Raw genomic sequence first — 18256 nt, 5'->3', positions numbered from 1 at the left:
TGTGGCGCAGCGTCGGGGTTTGCACCCCAACCTATGTTTCGCACTGTTTCGAGCCCTTGTCGGGCAGCTCATCCACTACCATGTAGCGCCAGTTCAACCTGGATAAGCAACACATGGCCGTTCTCCGCCTGGCCCTGGCCCAATACGATTTCCCCGTTGGCGCCGTCGCCGCCAATACCGCCAAAGTCCGCGAATTGATCACGCGCGCCCGCGAAGGCAGCGCCGCGCTGGCGGTGTTCCCCGAGCTGACCATCAGCGGCTATCCGCCCGAAGACCTGCTGCTGCGCCCGAGCTTCCTCGCCGCCTGCCAGGAGGCCATCCAGGACATTGCGGCTGACACCAATGGCCTCGCCGCCATCGTCGGTTTTCCGCACAGCCTGGGCGAGGTCTACAACGCGGCGGCGTTCCTGCGCGGCGGTGAGATCGTGCAGATCACGCACAAGCAGGCGCTGCCCAATTACGGCGTGTTCGACGACAAGCGCTATTTCCGTCCCGGCCGCACCAGCGTGGTCGAGATGGTCGATGGCGTGCGGGTCGGCTACCTGATCTGCGAAGACGTCTGGCAGGCCGAGCCGGCCGCGATGGCAGCGGCCGCCGGCGCGGAGCTGATCGTGGTGATCAACGCTTCGCCCTGGGACGACGCCAAACAGGCCGCGCGCGAAGAAGTCCTGGTGGCGCGCGCAAGGGAAACCGGCTGTGCGCTCATTTATCTCAACCTGGTCGGTGGCCAGGACGAGGTCGTCTACGACGGCGGTACGGTGCTGGTGAACGGCGATGGCAGCATTGCCGCGCGTGCGCCAGCGTTCGTCGATGCGCTGCTATGGGCCGACTTCGATACGGATACGCGTACGCTCCACGCACGGGATTGGCCGAGCGTGCCGGATACGTCCCACGAAGCGACGCTCTACGCCGCCTTGGTACGCGGCATTCGCGACTACATCAACAAGAATGGCTTCAACGGCGTGCTGCTGGGGCTTTCCGGCGGCATCGATTCGGCGCTGACGCTCGCGCTGGCGGTGGATGCGCTCGGCCCGGATCGCGTCACCGCGGTGATGATGCCGATGCGCTACACCTCGCAGCTGTCGCTCGACGGCGCGCGTGGACAGGCCGAGCGGCTCGGCGTGGAATACCACGTGATCGGCATCGAGCCGGTGTACGACGCTTTCATCACCGCGCTCACGCCCGCCTTCGCCGGCAAGCCGGCGGACATCACCGAGGAAAACCTGCAATCGCGCAGCCGCGGCGTAATGCTGATGGCGCTGTCCAACAAACACAGCCGCCTGCTGCTGGCCACCGGCAACAAGAGCGAGATGGCGGTGGGTTACGCCACCCTGTACGGCGACATGTGCGGTGCCTACGCGCCGCTCAAGGACGTCTACAAAACCGAGGTGTACCGCCTCTCCCGGTGGCGCAACCTGTCCGAACAGCGCATGCATGGCGCCGATGCCTGGGTGATCCCATGGGCCGTCATCGAACGCCCGCCCTCGGCGGAATTGCGCGAAAACCAGACCGACCAGGATTCGCTGCCGCCCTACGATGAGCTCGACGCGATCCTCGCCCGCTTCATCGAAGAAGAACAATCGCAGGCGGAAATCATCGCCGCCGGCTTCGATGCCGACGTCGTACATCGCGTAGTGCGCCTGGTGCTCGCCAACGAATTCAAGCGGCGGCAATCTGCGCCCGGTCCGCGTGTTACGACGCGCGCGTTTGGTCGTGAGCGCAGATATCCGATCACTTCTGGGTGGAAGTGATGACAGAAGGTTGAATATGCCTTGTTATGCTCACCTCAAGATAAAACAGTATTGGATGCGAGGTGGTCATATGCGGCGCGTAATTCAAATTTTTGGATTTGGTCTGTGCATAGTGGCGGCGGGGGTGCATGCTCAGAGGGAGGAGGAATCCGATCTCTGGCAAGAGAGGTATAAGCTTCCTACAGATGTCGTTTGCCATTCAAAGGAAGCAATGCGAGAAGTGATGAGCTCGGGTGACCCGGCGGTCATAACCAAGCTGATCAAAAGTGGGGATTGTTTGCTGGTTTCGGATGAGGCAATAAAGGATGCTTCCGCTGCAACTGACAACGGCAAGGGGCCAGCCAAGGTGAGCGTCGAGATTAGTCAGCGCGTTGTCGAGCTTTGGGGCTACTACGTTTTTTGAGCCAGAGTTAGCCAGGGCTTGAATGAATGGGCTTCCTTGCCCACGAAAGATTTCAAGGTCCCTCTATCTGCTTGTAGCGCTTGCCAGATGACAACCCCTCGGTCACGAAACCTCTCAGTACCGTCGGACCATTGGGAGGCGAAAATCCCAGATGGAGATGTGGCCCTCCTGTTTCCGTGAATTGTCCATGTTGAATAAGTTGCCACCTGTACGCTTCATCTCTTTCCGGGCCAAAGATGGCGATGCGATCCTGCTTCATCATTTGAAACGCTTCGGCATCGCTTAGTCCGACGACGTGAAAGTCTACTGCCTCGTTTAAAAGGTGAAGGCTATTGGAAGAGCTGCCTTTGGGGATGGAGTTTCGATCACCGCTGGTGACCTCAATATCCCGCCCAAGCGTTTCGGCAATATGCTGAAGCTTGTCCTTCACACGGCGATCGGAAACCTGGTATCGCCCATAAAGCACGGTTGGCATCGCCCGCTCCCTCAATAGAACGAACGCCAGTCGTCGGAGAACTGCACATTACCGTCGCAGTGCTGCCAGGTGATCTTCTGGTATCGCAGCTCCACCACCTCCAGATGGTTGTACTCGGCCTTGTCGCGATCCTTGACGTGATGCATGAGCGGGGCGACGGCAACGACGCGGACATTTTCCATGGTCATGATGAAGTACTCCTGCTCGTTGCCCGCCTCGTCCACCCGATACCATTTGAGCTCGGCCACGCGCAGTGGCGAACCCGCGGCCACCGCCCGGTACAGATAAGGTGAGCTGCGGTCGAACTCCTTTTCGATGCGTATCGGACTGTGGTTGCGAGTGCCTAGCAACTTGCCCGTATGAGCATCGGAAGGATTGTGGACACCGTGGGAAAAGCGCAGAACCTCGATGCTCCCTTCGCGACGCAGGACCTGGCTGCTGCCTTTGATGGGCGAGCCGGTTTCGTCGGTCAGCCAAAGATGTGCGGGTATGGCCATGCGGATGCCCTCGTGATCGATGCGGATCAGAGCAACATGCTGCAAAGCCTGCCCGCTGCTGTATGCAAGGCAAGGTTTGCGTAACGCGTAGGGCGTGCCTTATGGGTGTCTCAGAAGTGATCGATGGTAGTCGGCATTGACCCAGGAACGGAGCAACAAAAAAGCCGGGGCTCACGCGCACCGGCTTTTTCGCATCAAACGGCCAACGCTCAATAGTGGCCCGAGAACGGAATCATTTTGCGCAGCAGCGATGGCGAATGCGGCCAGTGCGCATCCTTCAGGTACGGGTGATTCGGATAGTTGAGCGACAGCACCTGGCGCACCTGGTCGGCCTGCTGTTTCTGGCCCAGGGCCAGGTAGCTGCGGCACATGATCGCCAGTGCATCGCCGGCCTGCGGGGATTCCTGGTAATGCTCGATCACGTACTGGGCGCGGTCGGCCGAGGCCACGTACGCCTTGTTGCGCAGGTAGAACTTGGCGACGTTGATTTCGTACTGGGCCAGCACGTTGCGCAGGTAGATCATGCGCTGGCGGGCGTCCGCGGCGTAGGCGCTGTCGGGGAAGCGGCGGCTGAGTTCGGCGAAATCGTCGAACGACTTCAGGTTGTAACCCTGGTCGCGGCGCGTCTGCTTGCCGATTTCCTGGCTGGTGAAGGTGCGCTCGACGAGACCCGTGGTGCGATCGAAGTTGATCAGGCCGCGCAAGTAATAGGCATAATCCACATGTGGATTGAGCGGGTTCGACTTGATGAAGCGGTTGACCGTGGAATAGGCGTCATCCGGCTTGTTGTTCTTGTACTGCGCGTAAGCCAGTTCCAACTGGGCCTGCTCGTTGAACGGACCGGACGGAAAGCGGGCGATCAGACGCTGGTAGGCTTTCTCGGCTGCCGAGTAGTCGGCATGGACCAGATCGTTATGGGCCTTGGCGTAAAGCTGGGGCAGCGGCAAGGTATCGAGCGGGTCGCCGCTGTGGCGGAACCACGAGCAGGCGCTCATCGTCAATGCCAGGACGAGCACGATCAGTACTTTAAGGGCAGATGTCGGGGCGGCCGGCAGCTTGGTTACGCGCATGAGTAAGGGGTTCAGATGTTTGAGCGAAAAGGGATCATAGCCGAAACCGGCTCCCGGCCGGGGGATCAGGGATGACAGGCTCCATCATTCGTCACGAGGCGGTTGTGCCCCTGTCAGCCGCAGGTCGGAGGTTCGACCAGGCGCTGGCCGAGATGTTCCCGGACTACTCCCGTTCCCGCCTGACCAACTGGATCAAGGCCGGTGCGATCACCCTCGACGGCGCGCCGGCCGTGCCGCGCCAGCTATTGAAGGGCGGCGAGCAGGTCCGGCTGGAAGCGGAACTGGAAAACGAGGTATCCAGCGAACCGGAAGCCATCGCCCTGGACATCGTCCACGAGGACGAGCACCTGCTGGTATTGAACAAGCCCGCCGGCCTGGTCGTGCATCCCGGCGCGGGCAACCCGGCCGGCACGCTGCTCAACGCGCTGTTGCATCACGATCCCAAGCTCGCCGAGCTGCCGCGCGGGGGCATCGTGCACCGCCTGGACAAGGACACCTCCGGCCTGATGATGGTCGCCAAGACCCTGGCCGCACATACGGCCCTGGTCGATATGCTGTCGCACCACGAGGTGGATCGCCAATACGAAGCCGTGGTGCTGGGCGCCCTGATTGCCGGCGGCACCATCGATGCCGCCATCGGCCGTCACCACAGCGACCGCCTGCGCCAGGCAGTGCGCGATGAAGAAGACGGCAAGCACGCCGTCACCCATTACCGCCTGCGCGAACGCTTCCGCGCGCACAGCCTGATCCAGTGCAACCTCGAAACCGGCCGCACGCACCAGATCCGCGTGCACATGGCACACGTCGGCCATCCCCTGGTCGGCGATCCGCTGTACGGCGGCAGCCTGAAACTGCCCAAGCGCGCGACGCCGGAACTGGTGACCGTACTGCGCAGTTTCCGCCGGCAGGCATTGCATGCGGAGCGGTTGGCGTTCGAGCATCCTGTTACCGGTGAGGCGCTATCGTTCAATGCGCAACGCCCGGACGATATGGATGCGTTGATCGTGACACTTCGTGCCGATCTCATGGTCAACGGTCCGAACGAGTAACCCCGGTGCCTTCGATGACTGACGCCTGGCTCTTCCCCGACTGGCCTGCGCCGCGCGGCGTCCACGCGGCCGTCACTACGCGCGAAGGGCCGGGTGTGTCGCAGCCGCCGTTCGGGCGCTTCAATCTCGGCTTGCGCAGCGGTGAGGACGAGCAGACCGTGCGCAGCAACCGTAGTGCGCTGCGCCAGTCGCTGGCGCTGCCGGCCGAGCCGCGCTGGTTGCGGCAGGTGCACGGCACCACGGTGGCGGAACTGGGTCCGTTGCCGGGGCCGCACGAGCCGGAGGCCGATGCGGCGGTGTCGCATTTGCCCGGCACGGCGCTGGCGATACTCACCGCCGATTGCCTGCCGGTGCTGTTCTGTGCAGACGACGGCAGCACGATCGGCGCTGCGCATGCGGGCTGGCGAGGCCTGGTGGCCGGTGTGCTGGAAAACACGGTCGAGCAGATGCAGGTGCATCCCGGACGTCTGCTGGCATGGCTGGGTCCGTGCATTGGCGCGCCCTCTTATGAGGTGGGCGAGGAAGTGCACAAGGCGTTTCTTCATCACGATGCCGCTGCGGCTTCCGCTTTCGTAGCGACCCGCCCGGGACACTGGCTGTGCGATCTGGCCGTATTGGCCCGGCAACGGCTTCAGGCGGCGGGCATCACGCGCATCCATGGCGGCGGCTTCGACACCCGTACCGACGCGCGGTTTTATTCCTATCGGCGCGAGGGGGCCCGTAGCGGACGATTCGCCAGCCTGATCTGGCTGGAATAAGGGCGTGAATCGGGAATCGGGAACCGTAAGAACGACGTCCGATGTCCGCAGGAGCCCGTTTTAACGATTAACGATACTCAATTGACGATTTACGCCGCCTATTGAATCACTCCACCGCGTCCGCATCTTCGTGGGCAGTGGCGGCACGTCCGCCAAAACCTTTTTGGGGATATCTCCGATGCGAATGGACAAACTCACCTCGCGTTTCCAGCAGGCGCTTGCCGATGCGCAATCGTTGGCGGTGGGACGCGACCACAACATGCTCGAGCCGGTGCACATCATGGCGGCGCTGCTCGACCAGCAGGGCGGCTCGACGGCGCCGCTGCTGACCCAGGCGCATGTCAACGTGCCGGCGTTCCGCCAACGCGTGTTCGAACTGCTCGATCGCCTGCCGAAAGTGAGCGGGCAGGAAGGCAATATCCACGCCGGCAATGAACTCACACGTCTGCTCAACCTTACCGACAAGCTTGCGCAGCAGCGCGGCGACCAGTTCATCGCCAGCGAGCTGTTCGTGCTGGCGGCGCTGGAAGACAAGGGCGAACTGGGCGCGGCGCTGAAAGCGGCCGGCGCCACCAAGGCCAACCTCGAAGCGGCCATCGACAAGTTGCGCGGCGGCGAGAAAGTGCAGAGCGAAAACGCCGAAGACCAGCGCCAGGCGCTGGAAAAATACTGCATCGATCTCACCGCCCGCGCCGAGAGCGGCAAGCTCGATCCGGTGATCGGCCGCGACGAGGAAATCCGCCGGGTGATCCAGGTGCTGCAGCGTCGCACCAAGAACAACCCGGTGCTGATCGGCGAGCCCGGCGTGGGCAAGACGGCGATCGTCGAAGGCCTCGCCCAGCGCATCATCAAGAACGAAGTGCCCGAGGGCCTGCGCGACAAGCGCGTGCTGTCGCTGGACATGGGCGCCTTGATCGCCGGCGCGAAATTCCGCGGCGAATTCGAGGAGCGCCTCAAAGCCGTGCTCAACGACCTGGCCAAGAACGAAGGCCAGATCATCCTCTTCATCGATGAGCTGCACACGATGGTCGGCGCCGGCAAGGCCGAAGGCGCGATGGATGCCGGCAACATGCTCAAGCCTGCGCTCGCGCGCGGCGAACTGCACTGCATCGGTGCGACCACGCTGGACGAATACCGCAAGTACATCGAGAAAGACGCCGCGCTGGAGCGTCGCTTCCAGAAAGTGTACGTGGGCGAGCCGAACGTGGAGGACACCATCGCCATCCTGCGCGGCCTGAAGGAACGCTACGCCATGCACCACGGTGTGGAGATCACCGATCCGGCCATCGTCGCCGCAGCCACGCTGTCGAACCGCTACATCACCGATCGCCAGCTGCCGGACAAGGCCATCGATCTGATCGATGAAGCCGCTTCGCGCATCCGCATGGAGATCGACTCCAAGCCGGAAGAGCTCGACCGCCTCGAACGCCGCCTGATCCAGCTGAAGATCCAGCGCGAGATGCTGAAGAAGGAAACCGACGAAGCCTCCAAGAAGCGCCTGGCCGATCTGGACAACGACATCGCCAAGCTGGAGCGTGAATTCTCCGACCTCAACGAAGTGTGGAAGTCGGAAAAGGCTGCGCTGCAAGGCGCGACCAAGGTGAAAGAGCAGATCGAGCAGGCGCGCGTTGAACTGGAAGCAGCACAGCGCCGCCAGGACTACGCCAAGATGAGCGAGCTGCAGTACGGCCTGCTGCCGGAACTGGAAAAGCAGCTCGCTGCCGCGCAGGCCGCCGAAAAGCAGGATTTCAAGCTGGTGCAGGATCGCGTCACCGAAGAAGAAGTGGCCGAAGTCGTCTCGCGCTGGACCGGCATCCCGGTCAGCAAGATGCTGGAAGGTGAGCGCGACAAGCTGCTGCATATGGAAGACTCGCTGCACAAGCGCGTGGTCGGCCAGGATGAAGCGGTGCGTGCGGTGTCCGATGCGATCCGTCGCGCGCGCGCGGGCCTGTCCGATCCGAATCGTCCTTACGGTTCGTTCCTGTTCCTCGGCCCCACCGGCGTGGGCAAGACGGAACTCTGCAAGGCGCTGGCCGAATTCCTGTTCGACACGCAGGAGGCCATGGTGCGCATCGACATGAGCGAGTTCATGGAGAAGCACTCCGTGGCGCGCCTGATCGGTGCACCTCCGGGTTACGTGGGTTACGAAGAAGGCGGTTATCTCACCGAGGCGGTACGTCGTCGTCCGTATAGCGTGATTCTGCTGGACGAAGTGGAGAAGGCGCATCCGGACGTGTTCAACGTGCTGCTGCAGGTGCTCGACGATGGTCGCCTTACCGACGGCCAGGGCCGCACGGTGGATTTCCGCAACACTGTGATCGTGATGACCTCCAACCTCGGCTCGCAGCTGATCCAGGAAAGTGCCGGCGATAGCGAAGCCGACTACTTGCAGATGAAGGCCGCGGTGCTCGGCGTTGTGCAGGCGCACTTCCGTCCAGAATTCATCAACCGCCTGGACGAGCTGGTGGTGTTCCGCCCGCTGGAGAAAAAGCAGATCCGCAAGATCGCCTTGATCCAGCTCACCTACCTGGAAAAGCGTCTGGCCGAACGCCAGCTCAAGCTGGAGATCGACGACAAGGCGCTGGACCTGCTCGGCAACGTCGGCTTCGACCCTGTGTACGGTGCGCGCCCGCTCAAGCGCGCCATCCAGCAGCAGTTGGAAAATCCGTTGGCCAAGGAAATCCTGGAAGGGCGCTTCCTATCGGGCGATACGATTGCGGTGAATGCCGAAGGCGGGCACCTGGTGTTTCGCAAGGGATAAATGCCCCTGCGTGCACCCGGATAGCGTCCGGCCAGGGCTGGATTCTTCATTTCACGTTCGTCGCCTCATGTTCGTCGCCCCGGTTTTCGCCTGGGCGACGAACATGCGCACCGATCAGCATCATCCGTGGCCGGCGGAGATTCCAAGCTGATCGGGATTACTGCTCCTCGGCTTTCTTTCGCCGAAGCCTGCACGCGATCACGAGTGACGATGGGACCCGTGCCGGTTCATGGTGGGCCTTGCAGCGAGATGCAGCCGTTGCAGGGCAACGATTGCCAGCCCACATAGGGATGTCCCGCATCGCCCTGGATAGCACGCAGTGCTTGCGCCGCCTTGTCCGCGGTCTGCTGGTCCCCCGCACGCCGTGCGGCCGCCTGCAGACCGGCGAGGGACGCGGCGCGATTGGGATACCGCAGCAGGCCAAGCTGGAACATGCGAATCGCGTTTTGCGCCTCACCTTCGCGCAGGTAGACCTCGGCCAGCAATTCGGCCGAAGGCTTCACCGGTACCGGCGGCCCGTATCCCACCGGCAGCTTCTCTTCTTCGGCGACGGCGGCCTGCAGCCGATCGAGCGCCTCCTGGCGCTTGCCGTCAGCGAGCAACTGCAAAGCCTCCAGCTGGTTCTGCATGATGCGGGCGGGTGCAATGCTGGAGGCATAGCTGCTGGCGAAAAACGAACTGCGGTGATGTCCCCCATCGCTCTGGATGCCGAGCTGCGTTTCATGGATGAGCGTTTCGATCTGCTCATCGGCTTGCCGCATCGGTTGCTTCTGGCGGATGGCTATCAGGCCGGAGGCGAAAGCGTTACTGGAGGACGCCGTCAGCTCGACGCCGTGCAGGTCGAGCGCATTGAGGTTCTTCAGCTCGTGCGCGTGGCTCATTTCATCCGCGTCGGGTGCATCAACGACGTATGCGGCGCGCATCATCGCCGCGTACCATCTGACCATCGGGCTTGGATTCGCCGCGTCGATTTCCGCCATGGTTTTCAGGCAATCCAAAGCCTTGGCGTACAAGCCTTGCTGCAGATAGCCGTACTCCAGCCATAGCAGCGAGTGCAATGCGTGGATGTCGTATGCACCGGGTGCTAGATGGTCATGGCGAAGCCGTTCCACGCTTGCGTTCCACGAGGCTTCGTTCGCTTGTACGAACGCCTGCCACATGCCCAGATCCAGATAGATGTGGGCCGGCATATGCAGGGCATGCGCCGAGTCCGCGGCCACCTGCTCGTAGCGGTCGGCGGCCTGCAGTCCCAACGATGCGTACCTGGGATCGTCATAACAATGCACCAGGTAGTGCAGCACGCCAGGGTGTGTGGGGTTGTGCGCGTAGACCTTCTCCAATACGTCCGAGGCTTTGATCGTGTAAAGAAAATCCTGTGTGTCCGCGCGCATGCCGAGCAAGGCCAGCCCGTAGAAGCTGGCGACTTCGTCGTCGTCGGGGAACTGCCGGTAAAGCTGCTGCATGGCCTGCGCATAGGCAGCATCGCGTGCAGGTTTCTCGCCTTGTCCGTAAAGTTTTTTCACCGCATCGAGAAAGCCACGCTCGCGCGCCGTCAGGCCAGCAACGGGAACCTTGTCCAGGTCGGCCAGGGCTCGGCGGGCCGCGTCCAGATCCTGTTCGCCCCAGAGCGGGTGGTTGTAGGACATTGCCAAGCCCCAATAGGCCATCGCGAAGTCCGGCTGCCTCTTGATGGCTTCGCGAAACGTGCCGATGGCGTCGTCGTACTCGAAGTTGTGCAGCAACTTTACGCCCGCAAGGAAAGAGCGCTGCGCGTCCGCCGAGCCGGACGTAGGAAAGTGGATGGGATCGGCAGCGTGCTGTCCCCATATGCATCCGGACCACAGCCAAAGCACGCCCAACAAGGCGCATACAACCCGTTGTCGTCCACTGATCATGGCTGTCTCCGCAAAAGCGTGGTCAGAGTCTTCCGGACAGAGTGTCGCTTTGCTGCCGCACTACTTCAGCACGGGATAGCCCTTGTCGCGGGCCATATCTTCCAGTTGGGTGATCCGGTGTGCGTAGGTCTTGGCATCGATCACCACGAAACCTTCGAGTTTCATTTCCGCGAGCGCTTTGCGCAAGGCGTCGTCGTCGGGGTGTGCGATCAGTTCCTTGATGGCGGCGCGGATCTTTTCGACCGTCGCATCATCGGTCTGTGCGCTGGTGATCATCGGTAGCCCCGGCGCGGGCGGCGTGTTCATGAGCACGCGCGTTCTGGCCGCCAGCTCGGGATGATCGCGCCGGATGAGGTCATAACTGACGCTGTCGATGGCGGCCACGTCGATCTGGCCGCTGCCCACCATGCGCACGCTGTTCAGGTGTCCGCCTGTGGTGACGACGGATGCGAAGATGCCCTGCGTGAGGTCCCGCTCAGGGAAGCTGGCGGCAACCGCGGCACGGAACGCATTCATGCCGCTGTTGGAGCCCGTGTCGTTCACACCGGCTTTCTTGCCTTTCAGATCGGCAAGGCTGCGGTAAGCGGTGCCTGCCCGCACGATGATCACGCTGCGGTATTCGCCTGCCGGCAGGTCATGGTTGGTGGTGTAGACCGGTGTGCCGATGATTTTTATGCCGCGGTCCATCAGGATGTGCACATAGGGATAGCCGCAGGTCTGCGAAAGCAGAAGACGCTTGCTTTTCCACTGATCGAGCAGTGCCCCGCCGGTTCTGGCCAGAGTCGCAGGCGTATCGACGCCTTCGGTTTGCAGCTTCTGGCGCAGATGGCTCCAGAACACATCGTCGGCCTGTTTCATGGCCTCGGACACTTCGTACATCGGCAAGGAAACCGTCACCTCATCCATCTCGGCTGAGGAAGAGGGCTCTTGCTGCGCCTTCACGCCGACGGCGAAAAACGCAGCGAACACTACACATGCTGTGGCATTGCGCAGCGCATGGCCGCGACGGATGTCCTTTGTGGCGCACGTATCCATGGCACCCTCCGGCCAATGAGAGAGCATTGGCTTCTCGAAGCGAATTCCCCTTGGCTGCATGAACCGGTTGGTGAGCGCAGCCACGATCCGCACGTCCTGTGCGAGCAATCCCCATCAGTTCCATGTATAGGAATAATCAGTGCTGCCATAAGGACGGGTGATGGTTGCGTCTAGACGGAGTGAAAGCGGGGCCGGCCAAGGGGAAAAAGCGAAAACGCCACGGTGAGCTGTTTTCAGCACATCGGAGGATGGAACGTTTTCCAGGCTTGAACGAGCTGGCGTGCTCCGGTCTCGACCATTGCAAAGTAGGGGCTCAAAACGGCTGGATGTCATCCGCGCGTGGTTGACGCGCGGGCGACAGCAGGCGCGGGTGCGCGAAAGGCTGTCCGCATGGCATGGACACGAGCAAAAAAAATCCCGGCTCTTAGGCCGGGATTTTTCATGCATGCATCGCATGGAGTACTTGGCAGTGGGCTTGTTGGATCACCAGTGATAGATCACTTTGGTGTAATAGTAGCGCCCATTGAAGCCCGCGGGGGAAAAATTTGAATACGGGATGGTGCCGTTGACGTTGTTCGCGGCGATGGTCTTGTCCGGATAGCTGTTGGTGGCGTTGTCCACGCCCAGCGTAAAGGTCCAATCATCCAGGTTGTAGCTGCCGGCCAGGTCCAGCACCCACTGCGGGCTGTAGGTCTGGTTCAACAGGTACGAGCTGTTGCTGTACGCGGTAAAGCTGCCGTAGCGGGTAAGGTTGCCGTTGAACACCCAATGGCCAAGCGTGTAGTTCTCGTTGAGAATCAACTTGCTGCGTGGCGAGGAATTGGCCAGCAAGCCTTTGACGTCGCGATAGGTCACGCGCTGCAGTTGCAGGCCCAACGCATTGAGCTGCGACGGGTTGGGCGCGATGTGCGTCACCTGCGTGCGGTTGTAGTTGTAGCTCAGCGTGCTGTCGAGCATGCCCGCATTGCCGAAGTCGGAGCGGAAGCTTGCCACCAGGTCGCCGCCCTGGGTGCGCGTGTCCACCGCATTGGTGAAGTACTGCGCCGAACTGAACGCCACGTTGGTGACGCCGTTGGCGGCCAGGTACGCCACCACCGCCGGCCGGTTGAGGCCGCTCAGCGTGTTGGAAAGCACCACGCGGTTGTAGATGTTGATCTGGTACAGATCGAAGGTCAGCGTAAGTGGATCGATCGGGTTGAACACCGCGCCGACGGTGTAGTTGTGCGAGCGTTCCGGCTTCAAGGCCTGCGCGCCCAGCAACTGCGCCACCGGGTTGCTCACCGGCAGCAGGCCGGTCTGGTAGATCCCCGGTGCCACGCCCGGCCCCGCACTGCTCGGCGTGAGATAGAGCGAGCCGATCTGCGAATAGTCTTCCTGGGCTAGCGAGGGTGCGCGGAAACCGCTGGAGACACTCCCGCGCAACGCAAAGCGGCTGGTGAAGTCGTAGCGCGCCGCCAGCGCGCCGGAAACGGTGTTGCCGAAATCGTTGTAGTGCTCATGGCGCACGGAAAACGACGTGCCGAGCTTGTCAGTGAGGTTGGTTTCCAGGCTCACGTACTGCGCCACGTCGCTGCGGCTCCACGCGCCGGTGTTCACCGGGCTGTAGCCGCTGAAACCTTGCGAGCCGCCGCTGGTGCCGGAGGTTCCGACGTAATAGGAACTCGGGTCGCCCGCGCTGATCTGGTATGTATCGCGCCGGTACTCGGCGCCGAAGGCGAGCGTCACCGCATTGGGCAGCCAGCTCGGGTTGAAATCCTTCGCCACGTCGACATCCGCCACCTGTTGCGCGGAAGAAACCACGCCATCGAAGAAGCGCGTCGGCGTGTAGCCGAAGTCGTGCAGGAAGGCATAGTTGGCGGTATGGATGGTGTCGAGCGAGACGCGGTTGCCGCCGTAGTTGGCGCTTACGTCCCAGCGCCAGCCGCCGCTGGTGGTGCCGCGCAAGCCGGCGACCAAGGCCTGGTCGGTGCTGCGCGCTTGCAACAGCGGCTGGTAGCCGTCGGGATAAAGCCGGGTGAGGGCTGCCCTTACCGATGATGGATAGCCGAACGGATTGCGATACAGCTCATCGGAAATCGCATTGCGTCCGTGATAGCTGCCGAACGCGTAGAACTGCACATTGCTCGCAATGTCGTACTGCGTGTTGAGAAACAGGTTGTGCTGGCTGACCGTTGGATCGCCGAACACCTGCTTGCGGCCAAGCTGCGGATAGCGGACGTCCGCGCCGCCATGGTTGGTCGGATCCTGATGGCCATCGTCCAGGCTGATGCGCAGCCAGCCTTTGTCGCCGTTGAGCGGAATGCCGACGTTGGCCGACCCCTGCCACTGCTTGCCGCCGCCGCGCTGGAAGCGGCCGCCGTCCAGTTCGATCGAGCCGCCTTGCGCGCCATGCTTCAAGATGATGTTGATGACGCCAGCGAGCGCATCGGAACCGTATTGCGCCGACGCGCCGTCGCGCAGCACTTCGATGTGGTCGATTGCGGACAACGGAATCGTGTTCAGATCCACCGGCGCCGAGCCGCGGCCGATCGTGCCGTCCACGTTCACCATCGCGCTGGTGTGCCAGCGCTTGCCATCGACCAGCACCAGCACCTGATCTGGCGCCAGGCCGCGCAACATCGCGGGACGCTGCGAATCGGTGGTGTCGGTGGCGGCCGGGCGCGGAAAATTCAGCGACGGGATCAAGCGCGCCAAGGCGGTGGAAAGTTCGTTGCTGCCCGTGCTTTGCAGCGCGGAGGCCGGCACCACGTCGATCGGCGACAGCGAGGTGCTGTCGGTGCGGTTCTGCGCGCGTGTGCCGGTGACGATCACGGCTTGCAGGTTTTTGGCGTTACTGGACGGCGAGGGGTTGTTCTGTGCCGCCACGCTGGAAGCGAGCGCGAGCAGCAAGGAAGCTGTGAGCAGGGTGGGAGCGTAGTGATTTTTGGCGGAGGATCGGTTGTTATTCATTGCAGATGTTTTCCCCTAGCGTATGACGTGCTGCTATGCAGCACGTCAAGTTAATGACAGCGCTGCCTCTGTTCCAACAAACGAATGAGGCAGGGTAAATTCCAAATGGAAATATCCATGCCGGACACGTGCTTACTTCGCACTTGCCTGGCGCCTCGTGGCAAGCATCGTTATCCGCACATGCAAACGGTGTGTAGCGGCTCGCAAGCTGGATGCCCACCTCAGCGCCTCACCCTGTCTCTAGGCGAGCCGGAACGCACGCTCTAAGATGCATCGGCTCGAGGTGATCGCCGGCATGTTGCCGGCGGTTGAAACGGGAATCCGGTACACCGCCTAAGGTGGCTAAGCCGGAGCTGCCCCCGCAACGGTAAGCGCGCAAAGCGATTCACACAGGCCACTGTGCTGCATGCATGGGAAGGCGTGGATCGGAAGGCCAGGCCTTCGCTCGCAAGCCCGGAGACCGGCCTTGACCCATACCTTACCGACCGGCGGAGGGCCGTGTCGCGGAGCCGCTGTCGTCAGCGGTGCCGTTGCCGTCTTCCTCCCGCACTGCGCAATGCATGCCTTGCCGAAGCATGCGAAGGAGTTTGACGTCATGGTGTATTTGCCCCCGAACTGCACGAGCATGCGCGTATGAGTGCGTCTTCCTCACGCGACGGCATGACGCCCGAACAACGCCACCGCGAACGGATGCAGCGCAAGAAGGAACTGGTGGATCGCAAGATCGCGCGTGCCACCATCGACCGCGGCGTGCTGGTGGTGAACACCGGCAACGGCAAGGGCAAGAGCTCCTCCGGCTTCGGCATGCTGGCGCGTGCGCTGGGGCATGGCTTCCATTGCGGCGTGGTGCAGTTCATCAAGGGCACGTTTTCCACCGGCGAAGAAGCCTTCTTTCGCCGCTTTGCCGGCGATCAGCTCGACTACCACGTGATGGGCGAGGGCTTTACCTGGGAGACGCAGGACAAGGCGCGCGACATCGCCGCCGCGCAGGCCGCATGGAGCATCGCGGCAGGCATGCTGGCCGATCCCGCGTACGACTTCGTGCTGCTGGATGAACTCAACATCGCATTGGTCAAGCAGTACGTGCAGCTCGAACAGGTGCTCGCCGCCGTCGCCGCACGGCCACCACGCCAGCACGTGGTGATCACCGGACGCGGTGCGCCGGATGGACTGGTCGCCGTAGCCGATACCGTCACCGAGATGCGTGTGATCAAGCACGCGTTCGATGCCGGCATCAAGGCGCAGAAGGGCATCGAACTGTGAGCGTTCGCCACGCTCCCGCCTTGCTGGTTTCCGCGCCGGCCTCCGGGCAGGGCAAGACCTCGGTCACGGCTGCGTTGGCGCGTTGGCACACGCAGCAAGGAAGGCGAGTGCGCGTATTCAAGACGGGGCCGGATTTTCTCGATCCGATGGTGCACGCGCGCGCCTCCGGTCACGCTGTCTATCAACTCGATTCGTGGATGTGCGGCGAAGCGGATGTGTGCAGACGCCTGTACGACGCAGCCGGCGATGCCGATCTGCTTCTGGTCGAAGGCGTGATGGGTCTGTTCGATGGCGCGCCTTCCAGCGCCGATCTCGCGCAAAAGCTGGGACTACCCGTGCTGGCCGTGATCGATGGCTCGGCAATGGCGCAAACCTTCGGCGCATTGGCTTGTGGACTGGCGACCTACCGCGAAGGCTTGTCGATGTACGGCGTGGCGGCCAACCGCATCGGCAGCGCGTATCACGCGCAATTGCTGAAGGACAGCCTGCCCGCCTCGCTGCATTGGCTGGGCGCCTTGCCGCGTGAGGATCGTCTGGCCTTGCCGGAGCGGCATCTCGGCCTGGTTTCCGCGGACGAATTGCATGATCTCGATGCGCGGCTCGATGCGCTGGCGCAGGCCTGGTCGCAGCACGCAGCCGTCGACTTGCCGCCACCGGTGGCGTTCGAGGCGCCGGCTTCCGACGCCGTTCCCTCCCTTCTGCGAGGCCGGCGCATCGCGATCGCGCGTGACGATGCGTTCTGCTTTCTCTATCCGGCGAACCTGGAGCTGCTGCGCGAAGCGGGTGCCGAATTGCGTTTCTTTTCGCCGCTGGCCGGCGATGCACTGCCCGACTGCGATGCGGTGTGGTTGCCGGGCGGTTATCCGGAGTTGCATCTGCCGGCTTTGGCGCAGCGGCATGATCTCCACGCGGCATTGCGTGCGCATCGAGATGCCGGCAAACCGATGCTGGCCGAATGCGGCGGCCTGCTGTTTGCGCTCGATTCGCTGGCAGACCGCGAAGGGCATGCAGCAAAAATGGCCGGCCTGCTTCCGGGACACGCGGCGATGCAGTCCCGCCTTGTCGCGTTGGGTTTGCAGGGCGCGAGCTTGCCGGAAGGCGAACTGCGTGGACATACGTTCCACCATGCGCAGGCATGCATCGATGCGCAGCCGCTTGCGCACGCGTTCAATCCGAATCAGGGGCCGTGCAAGGAAGCGGTCTATCGCGTTCGACGCATGACCGCGAGCTTCATCCATTTCTACTTTGCGTCGAATCCGCGCGCGGCGTTGCAGTTGTTTCTGCCATGAGTACTGCGCTGGCCATGCTCGCTGCGCTGCTGCTCGACCGCTTGTTCGGCGAGCCTCGGCGCGCGCATCCATTGGTTGCATTCGGCCGCGTGGCGCATTGGGTCGAGCAGCGCATGCATGCAGACCAGCGTGGGCGAGGTGTACTGGCATGGATGCTTGCCGTGCTGCCTTGCATGGTGCTGGTCCAGCTTGTGCAGCTGTGCTTGCCGGCGTGGCTGTCCTGGTGCGTGGCCGTCATCGTGTTGTATGCCGCGATCGGTTTGCGCAGCCTTGGCGAACATGCGCGGCCTGTCGCCAAGGCCTTGCGGAACAGTGATCTCGATGGTGCACGCACAGCGGTCGGGCGCATGGTCAGCCGCGATACCGCTGCGTTGAACGCACAGCAGGTTGCCGCTGCGGCCACCGAATCGGTATTGGAAAACGGCAACGATGCCGTCTTTGGCGCCTTGTTCTGGTTTGCCGTACTGGGCGCGCCCGGCGCGGTGCTGTATCGCCTGGCCAATACGCTGGACGCCATGTGGGGGTATCGCACACCACGCTACGAACGCTTCGGCTGGGCTGCGGCGCGCATCGACGATGTGCTGAATTTTCTGCCCGCGCGCCTCACTGCGTTCACCTATGCCTTGTGTGGTCATTTCGAAGGCGCGGTGCGCTGCTGGCACGCGCAGGCGCCGCAATGGGACAGCCCCAACGCAGGTCCAGTAATGGCGGCCGGTGCCGGCGCATTGCGTGTGAAGCTTGGCGGTGCGGCGCCTTATCACGGCGTGTGGGAGGTACGGCCTGAACTGGGCGACGGCGATCCGCCGGATGCCAGCGCCATCGATCGGGCATTGAAGCTGTTGCAGCGCGGCGTTGTCATCTGGATCGCGGTGGCTTTGCTGTTGGGTTTGGCGATGCAGGGAGGCGCGCATGCTTGAGCATGGTGGTCGCCTGCGGCGTGCAGCGCATGAATACGGTATTGCGATGGAGCACTGGCTGGATCTCTCCACCGGCATCAGCCCGTTCGGTTGGCCGGTGCCGGATATCCCTGCATCGGCGTGGCAACGACTGCCCGAAGAGGA

14 protein-coding genes, 1 pseudogene and 1 riboswitch are annotated in these 18256 nt (G+C 62.6%); of the genes and pseudogenes, 9 read left to right on the top strand and 6 right to left on the bottom strand.

Annotated features, from left to right (window positions below; translation table 11 throughout):
* Positions 1-113: 113 nt before the first annotated feature.
* Complete coding sequence (locus ACTHNE_RS12610) at positions 114-1751, top strand: NAD+ synthase (protein WP_440269428.1); 1638 nt, start codon at positions 114-116, stop codon at positions 1749-1751.
* Positions 1714-2154, top strand: a complete 441-nt coding sequence (locus tag ACTHNE_RS12605) for a hypothetical protein (protein WP_324937869.1) — start codon at positions 1714-1716, stop codon at positions 2152-2154. The genes ACTHNE_RS12610 and ACTHNE_RS12605 overlap by 38 nt, the downstream gene beginning before the upstream one ends.
* A gap of 52 nt (positions 2155-2206) precedes the next feature.
* Here ACTHNE_RS12605 and ACTHNE_RS12600 read toward each other — a convergent pair whose 3' ends face one another.
* From ACTHNE_RS12600 to ACTHNE_RS12590, 3 genes are all read right to left on the bottom strand, one after another.
* Positions 2207-2629 (bottom strand): D-Ala-D-Ala carboxypeptidase family metallohydrolase, encoded by a 423-nt coding sequence (locus ACTHNE_RS12600; protein WP_324937871.1) that lies wholly within the window; start codon positions 2627-2629, stop codon positions 2207-2209.
* Between the two features lie 11 nt (positions 2630-2640).
* Positions 2641-3171 (bottom strand): Hcp family type VI secretion system effector, encoded by a 531-nt coding sequence (locus ACTHNE_RS12595; RefSeq protein ID WP_440269427.1) that lies wholly within the window; start codon positions 3169-3171, stop codon positions 2641-2643.
* Between the two features lie 164 nt (positions 3172-3335).
* Positions 3336-4196, bottom strand: coding sequence for an outer membrane protein assembly factor BamD (locus ACTHNE_RS12590; RefSeq protein WP_440269426.1), 861 nt, complete (start codon positions 4194-4196; stop codon positions 3336-3338).
* A gap of 71 nt (positions 4197-4267) precedes the next feature.
* On the opposite strand from ACTHNE_RS12590, the gene rluD reads away from it, so the two are divergent.
* From rluD to clpB, 3 genes are all read left to right on the top strand, one after another.
* Positions 4268-5245, top strand: coding sequence for a 23S rRNA pseudouridine(1911/1915/1917) synthase RluD (gene rluD, locus ACTHNE_RS12585; protein WP_440269425.1), 978 nt, complete (start codon positions 4268-4270; stop codon positions 5243-5245).
* A gap of 14 nt (positions 5246-5259) precedes the next feature.
* Complete coding sequence (pgeF, locus tag ACTHNE_RS12580; RefSeq protein WP_324937879.1) at positions 5260-6003, top strand: peptidoglycan editing factor PgeF; 744 nt, start codon at positions 5260-5262, stop codon at positions 6001-6003.
* A 178-nt stretch (positions 6004-6181) separates the two neighbouring features.
* Positions 6182-8764 (top strand): ATP-dependent chaperone ClpB, encoded by a 2583-nt coding sequence (clpB, locus tag ACTHNE_RS12575; RefSeq protein WP_440269424.1) that lies wholly within the window; start codon positions 6182-6184, stop codon positions 8762-8764.
* A 227-nt stretch (positions 8765-8991) separates the two neighbouring features.
* Here clpB and ACTHNE_RS12570 read toward each other — a convergent pair whose 3' ends face one another.
* From ACTHNE_RS12570 to ACTHNE_RS12560, 3 genes are all read right to left on the bottom strand, one after another.
* Positions 8992-10626 (bottom strand): hypothetical protein, encoded by a 1635-nt coding sequence (locus ACTHNE_RS12570; RefSeq protein ID WP_440269423.1) that lies wholly within the window; start codon positions 10624-10626, stop codon positions 8992-8994.
* Positions 10627-10719: 93 nt separating this feature from the next.
* Positions 10720-11778, bottom strand: a complete 1059-nt coding sequence (locus ACTHNE_RS12565; protein ID WP_440269422.1) for a phosphate/phosphite/phosphonate ABC transporter substrate-binding protein — start codon at positions 11776-11778, stop codon at positions 10720-10722.
* 399 nt (positions 11779-12177) lie between these two features.
* Positions 12178-14643 (bottom strand): TonB-dependent receptor plug domain-containing protein, encoded by a 2466-nt coding sequence (locus ACTHNE_RS12560; RefSeq protein ID WP_440269421.1) that lies wholly within the window; start codon positions 14641-14643, stop codon positions 12178-12180.
* A 264-nt stretch (positions 14644-14907) separates the two neighbouring features.
* A riboswitch (cobalamin riboswitch) is annotated at positions 14908-15126 on the top strand.
* A 177-nt stretch (positions 15127-15303) separates the two neighbouring features.
* On the opposite strand from ACTHNE_RS12560, the gene cobO reads away from it, so the two are divergent.
* The 4 genes and pseudogenes from cobO to ACTHNE_RS12540 all read left to right on the top strand — a co-directional run.
* On the top strand, positions 15304-15906 hold the full coding sequence (gene cobO / locus ACTHNE_RS12555; RefSeq protein WP_324946649.1) for a cob(I)yrinic acid a,c-diamide adenosyltransferase: 603 nt from the start codon (positions 15304-15306) through the stop codon (positions 15904-15906).
* Positions 15903-17195, top strand: a complete 1293-nt coding sequence (locus tag ACTHNE_RS12550) for a cobyrinate a,c-diamide synthase (RefSeq protein ID WP_440269420.1) — start codon at positions 15903-15905, stop codon at positions 17193-17195. The genes cobO and ACTHNE_RS12550 overlap by 4 nt, the downstream gene beginning before the upstream one ends.
* Positions 17192-18112, top strand: coding sequence for an adenosylcobinamide-phosphate synthase CbiB (cbiB, locus tag ACTHNE_RS12545; protein WP_440269419.1), 921 nt, complete (start codon positions 17192-17194; stop codon positions 18110-18112). The genes ACTHNE_RS12550 and cbiB overlap by 4 nt, the downstream gene beginning before the upstream one ends.
* Positions 18105-18256, top strand: a pseudogene (locus ACTHNE_RS12540) (threonine-phosphate decarboxylase); the annotation flags it as partial. The gene cbiB and the pseudogene ACTHNE_RS12540, both read left to right, overlap by 8 nt.

Origin of the sequence: Dyella sp., from assembly GCF_051954575.1 — a bacterium.
Classification (GTDB): domain Bacteria; phylum Pseudomonadota; class Gammaproteobacteria; order Xanthomonadales; family Rhodanobacteraceae; genus Dyella_B.
The sequence above is the reverse complement of the archived record's forward strand: the minus strand, read 5'-3'. Positions and strand labels throughout refer to the sequence as shown.

Bases quoted from the DNA above. Each gene is read 5' to 3' on its own strand.
- ACTHNE_RS12610 (WP_440269428.1), top strand. From the start codon at position 114: ATGGCCGTTCTCCGCCTGGCCCTGGCCCAATACGATTTCCCCGTTGGC.
- ACTHNE_RS12600 (WP_324937871.1), bottom strand. From the start codon at position 2,629: ATGCCAACCGTGCTTTATGGGCGATACCAGGTTTCCGATCGCCGTGTG.
- ACTHNE_RS12590 (WP_440269426.1), bottom strand. From the start codon at position 4,196: ATGCGCGTAACCAAGCTGCCGGCCGCCCCGACATCTGCCCTTAAAGTA.
- rluD (WP_440269425.1), top strand. From the start codon at position 4,268: ATGACAGGCTCCATCATTCGTCACGAGGCGGTTGTGCCCCTGTCAGCC.
- pgeF (WP_324937879.1), top strand. From the start codon at position 5,260: ATGACTGACGCCTGGCTCTTCCCCGACTGGCCTGCGCCGCGCGGCGTC.
- clpB (WP_440269424.1), top strand. From the start codon at position 6,182: ATGCGAATGGACAAACTCACCTCGCGTTTCCAGCAGGCGCTTGCCGAT.
- ACTHNE_RS12560 (WP_440269421.1), bottom strand. From the start codon at position 14,643: ATGAATAACAACCGATCCTCCGCCAAAAATCACTACGCTCCCACCCTG.
- cobO (WP_324946649.1), top strand. From the start codon at position 15,304: ATGACGCCCGAACAACGCCACCGCGAACGGATGCAGCGCAAGAAGGAA.
- cbiB (WP_440269419.1), top strand. From the start codon at position 17,192: ATGAGTACTGCGCTGGCCATGCTCGCTGCGCTGCTGCTCGACCGCTTG.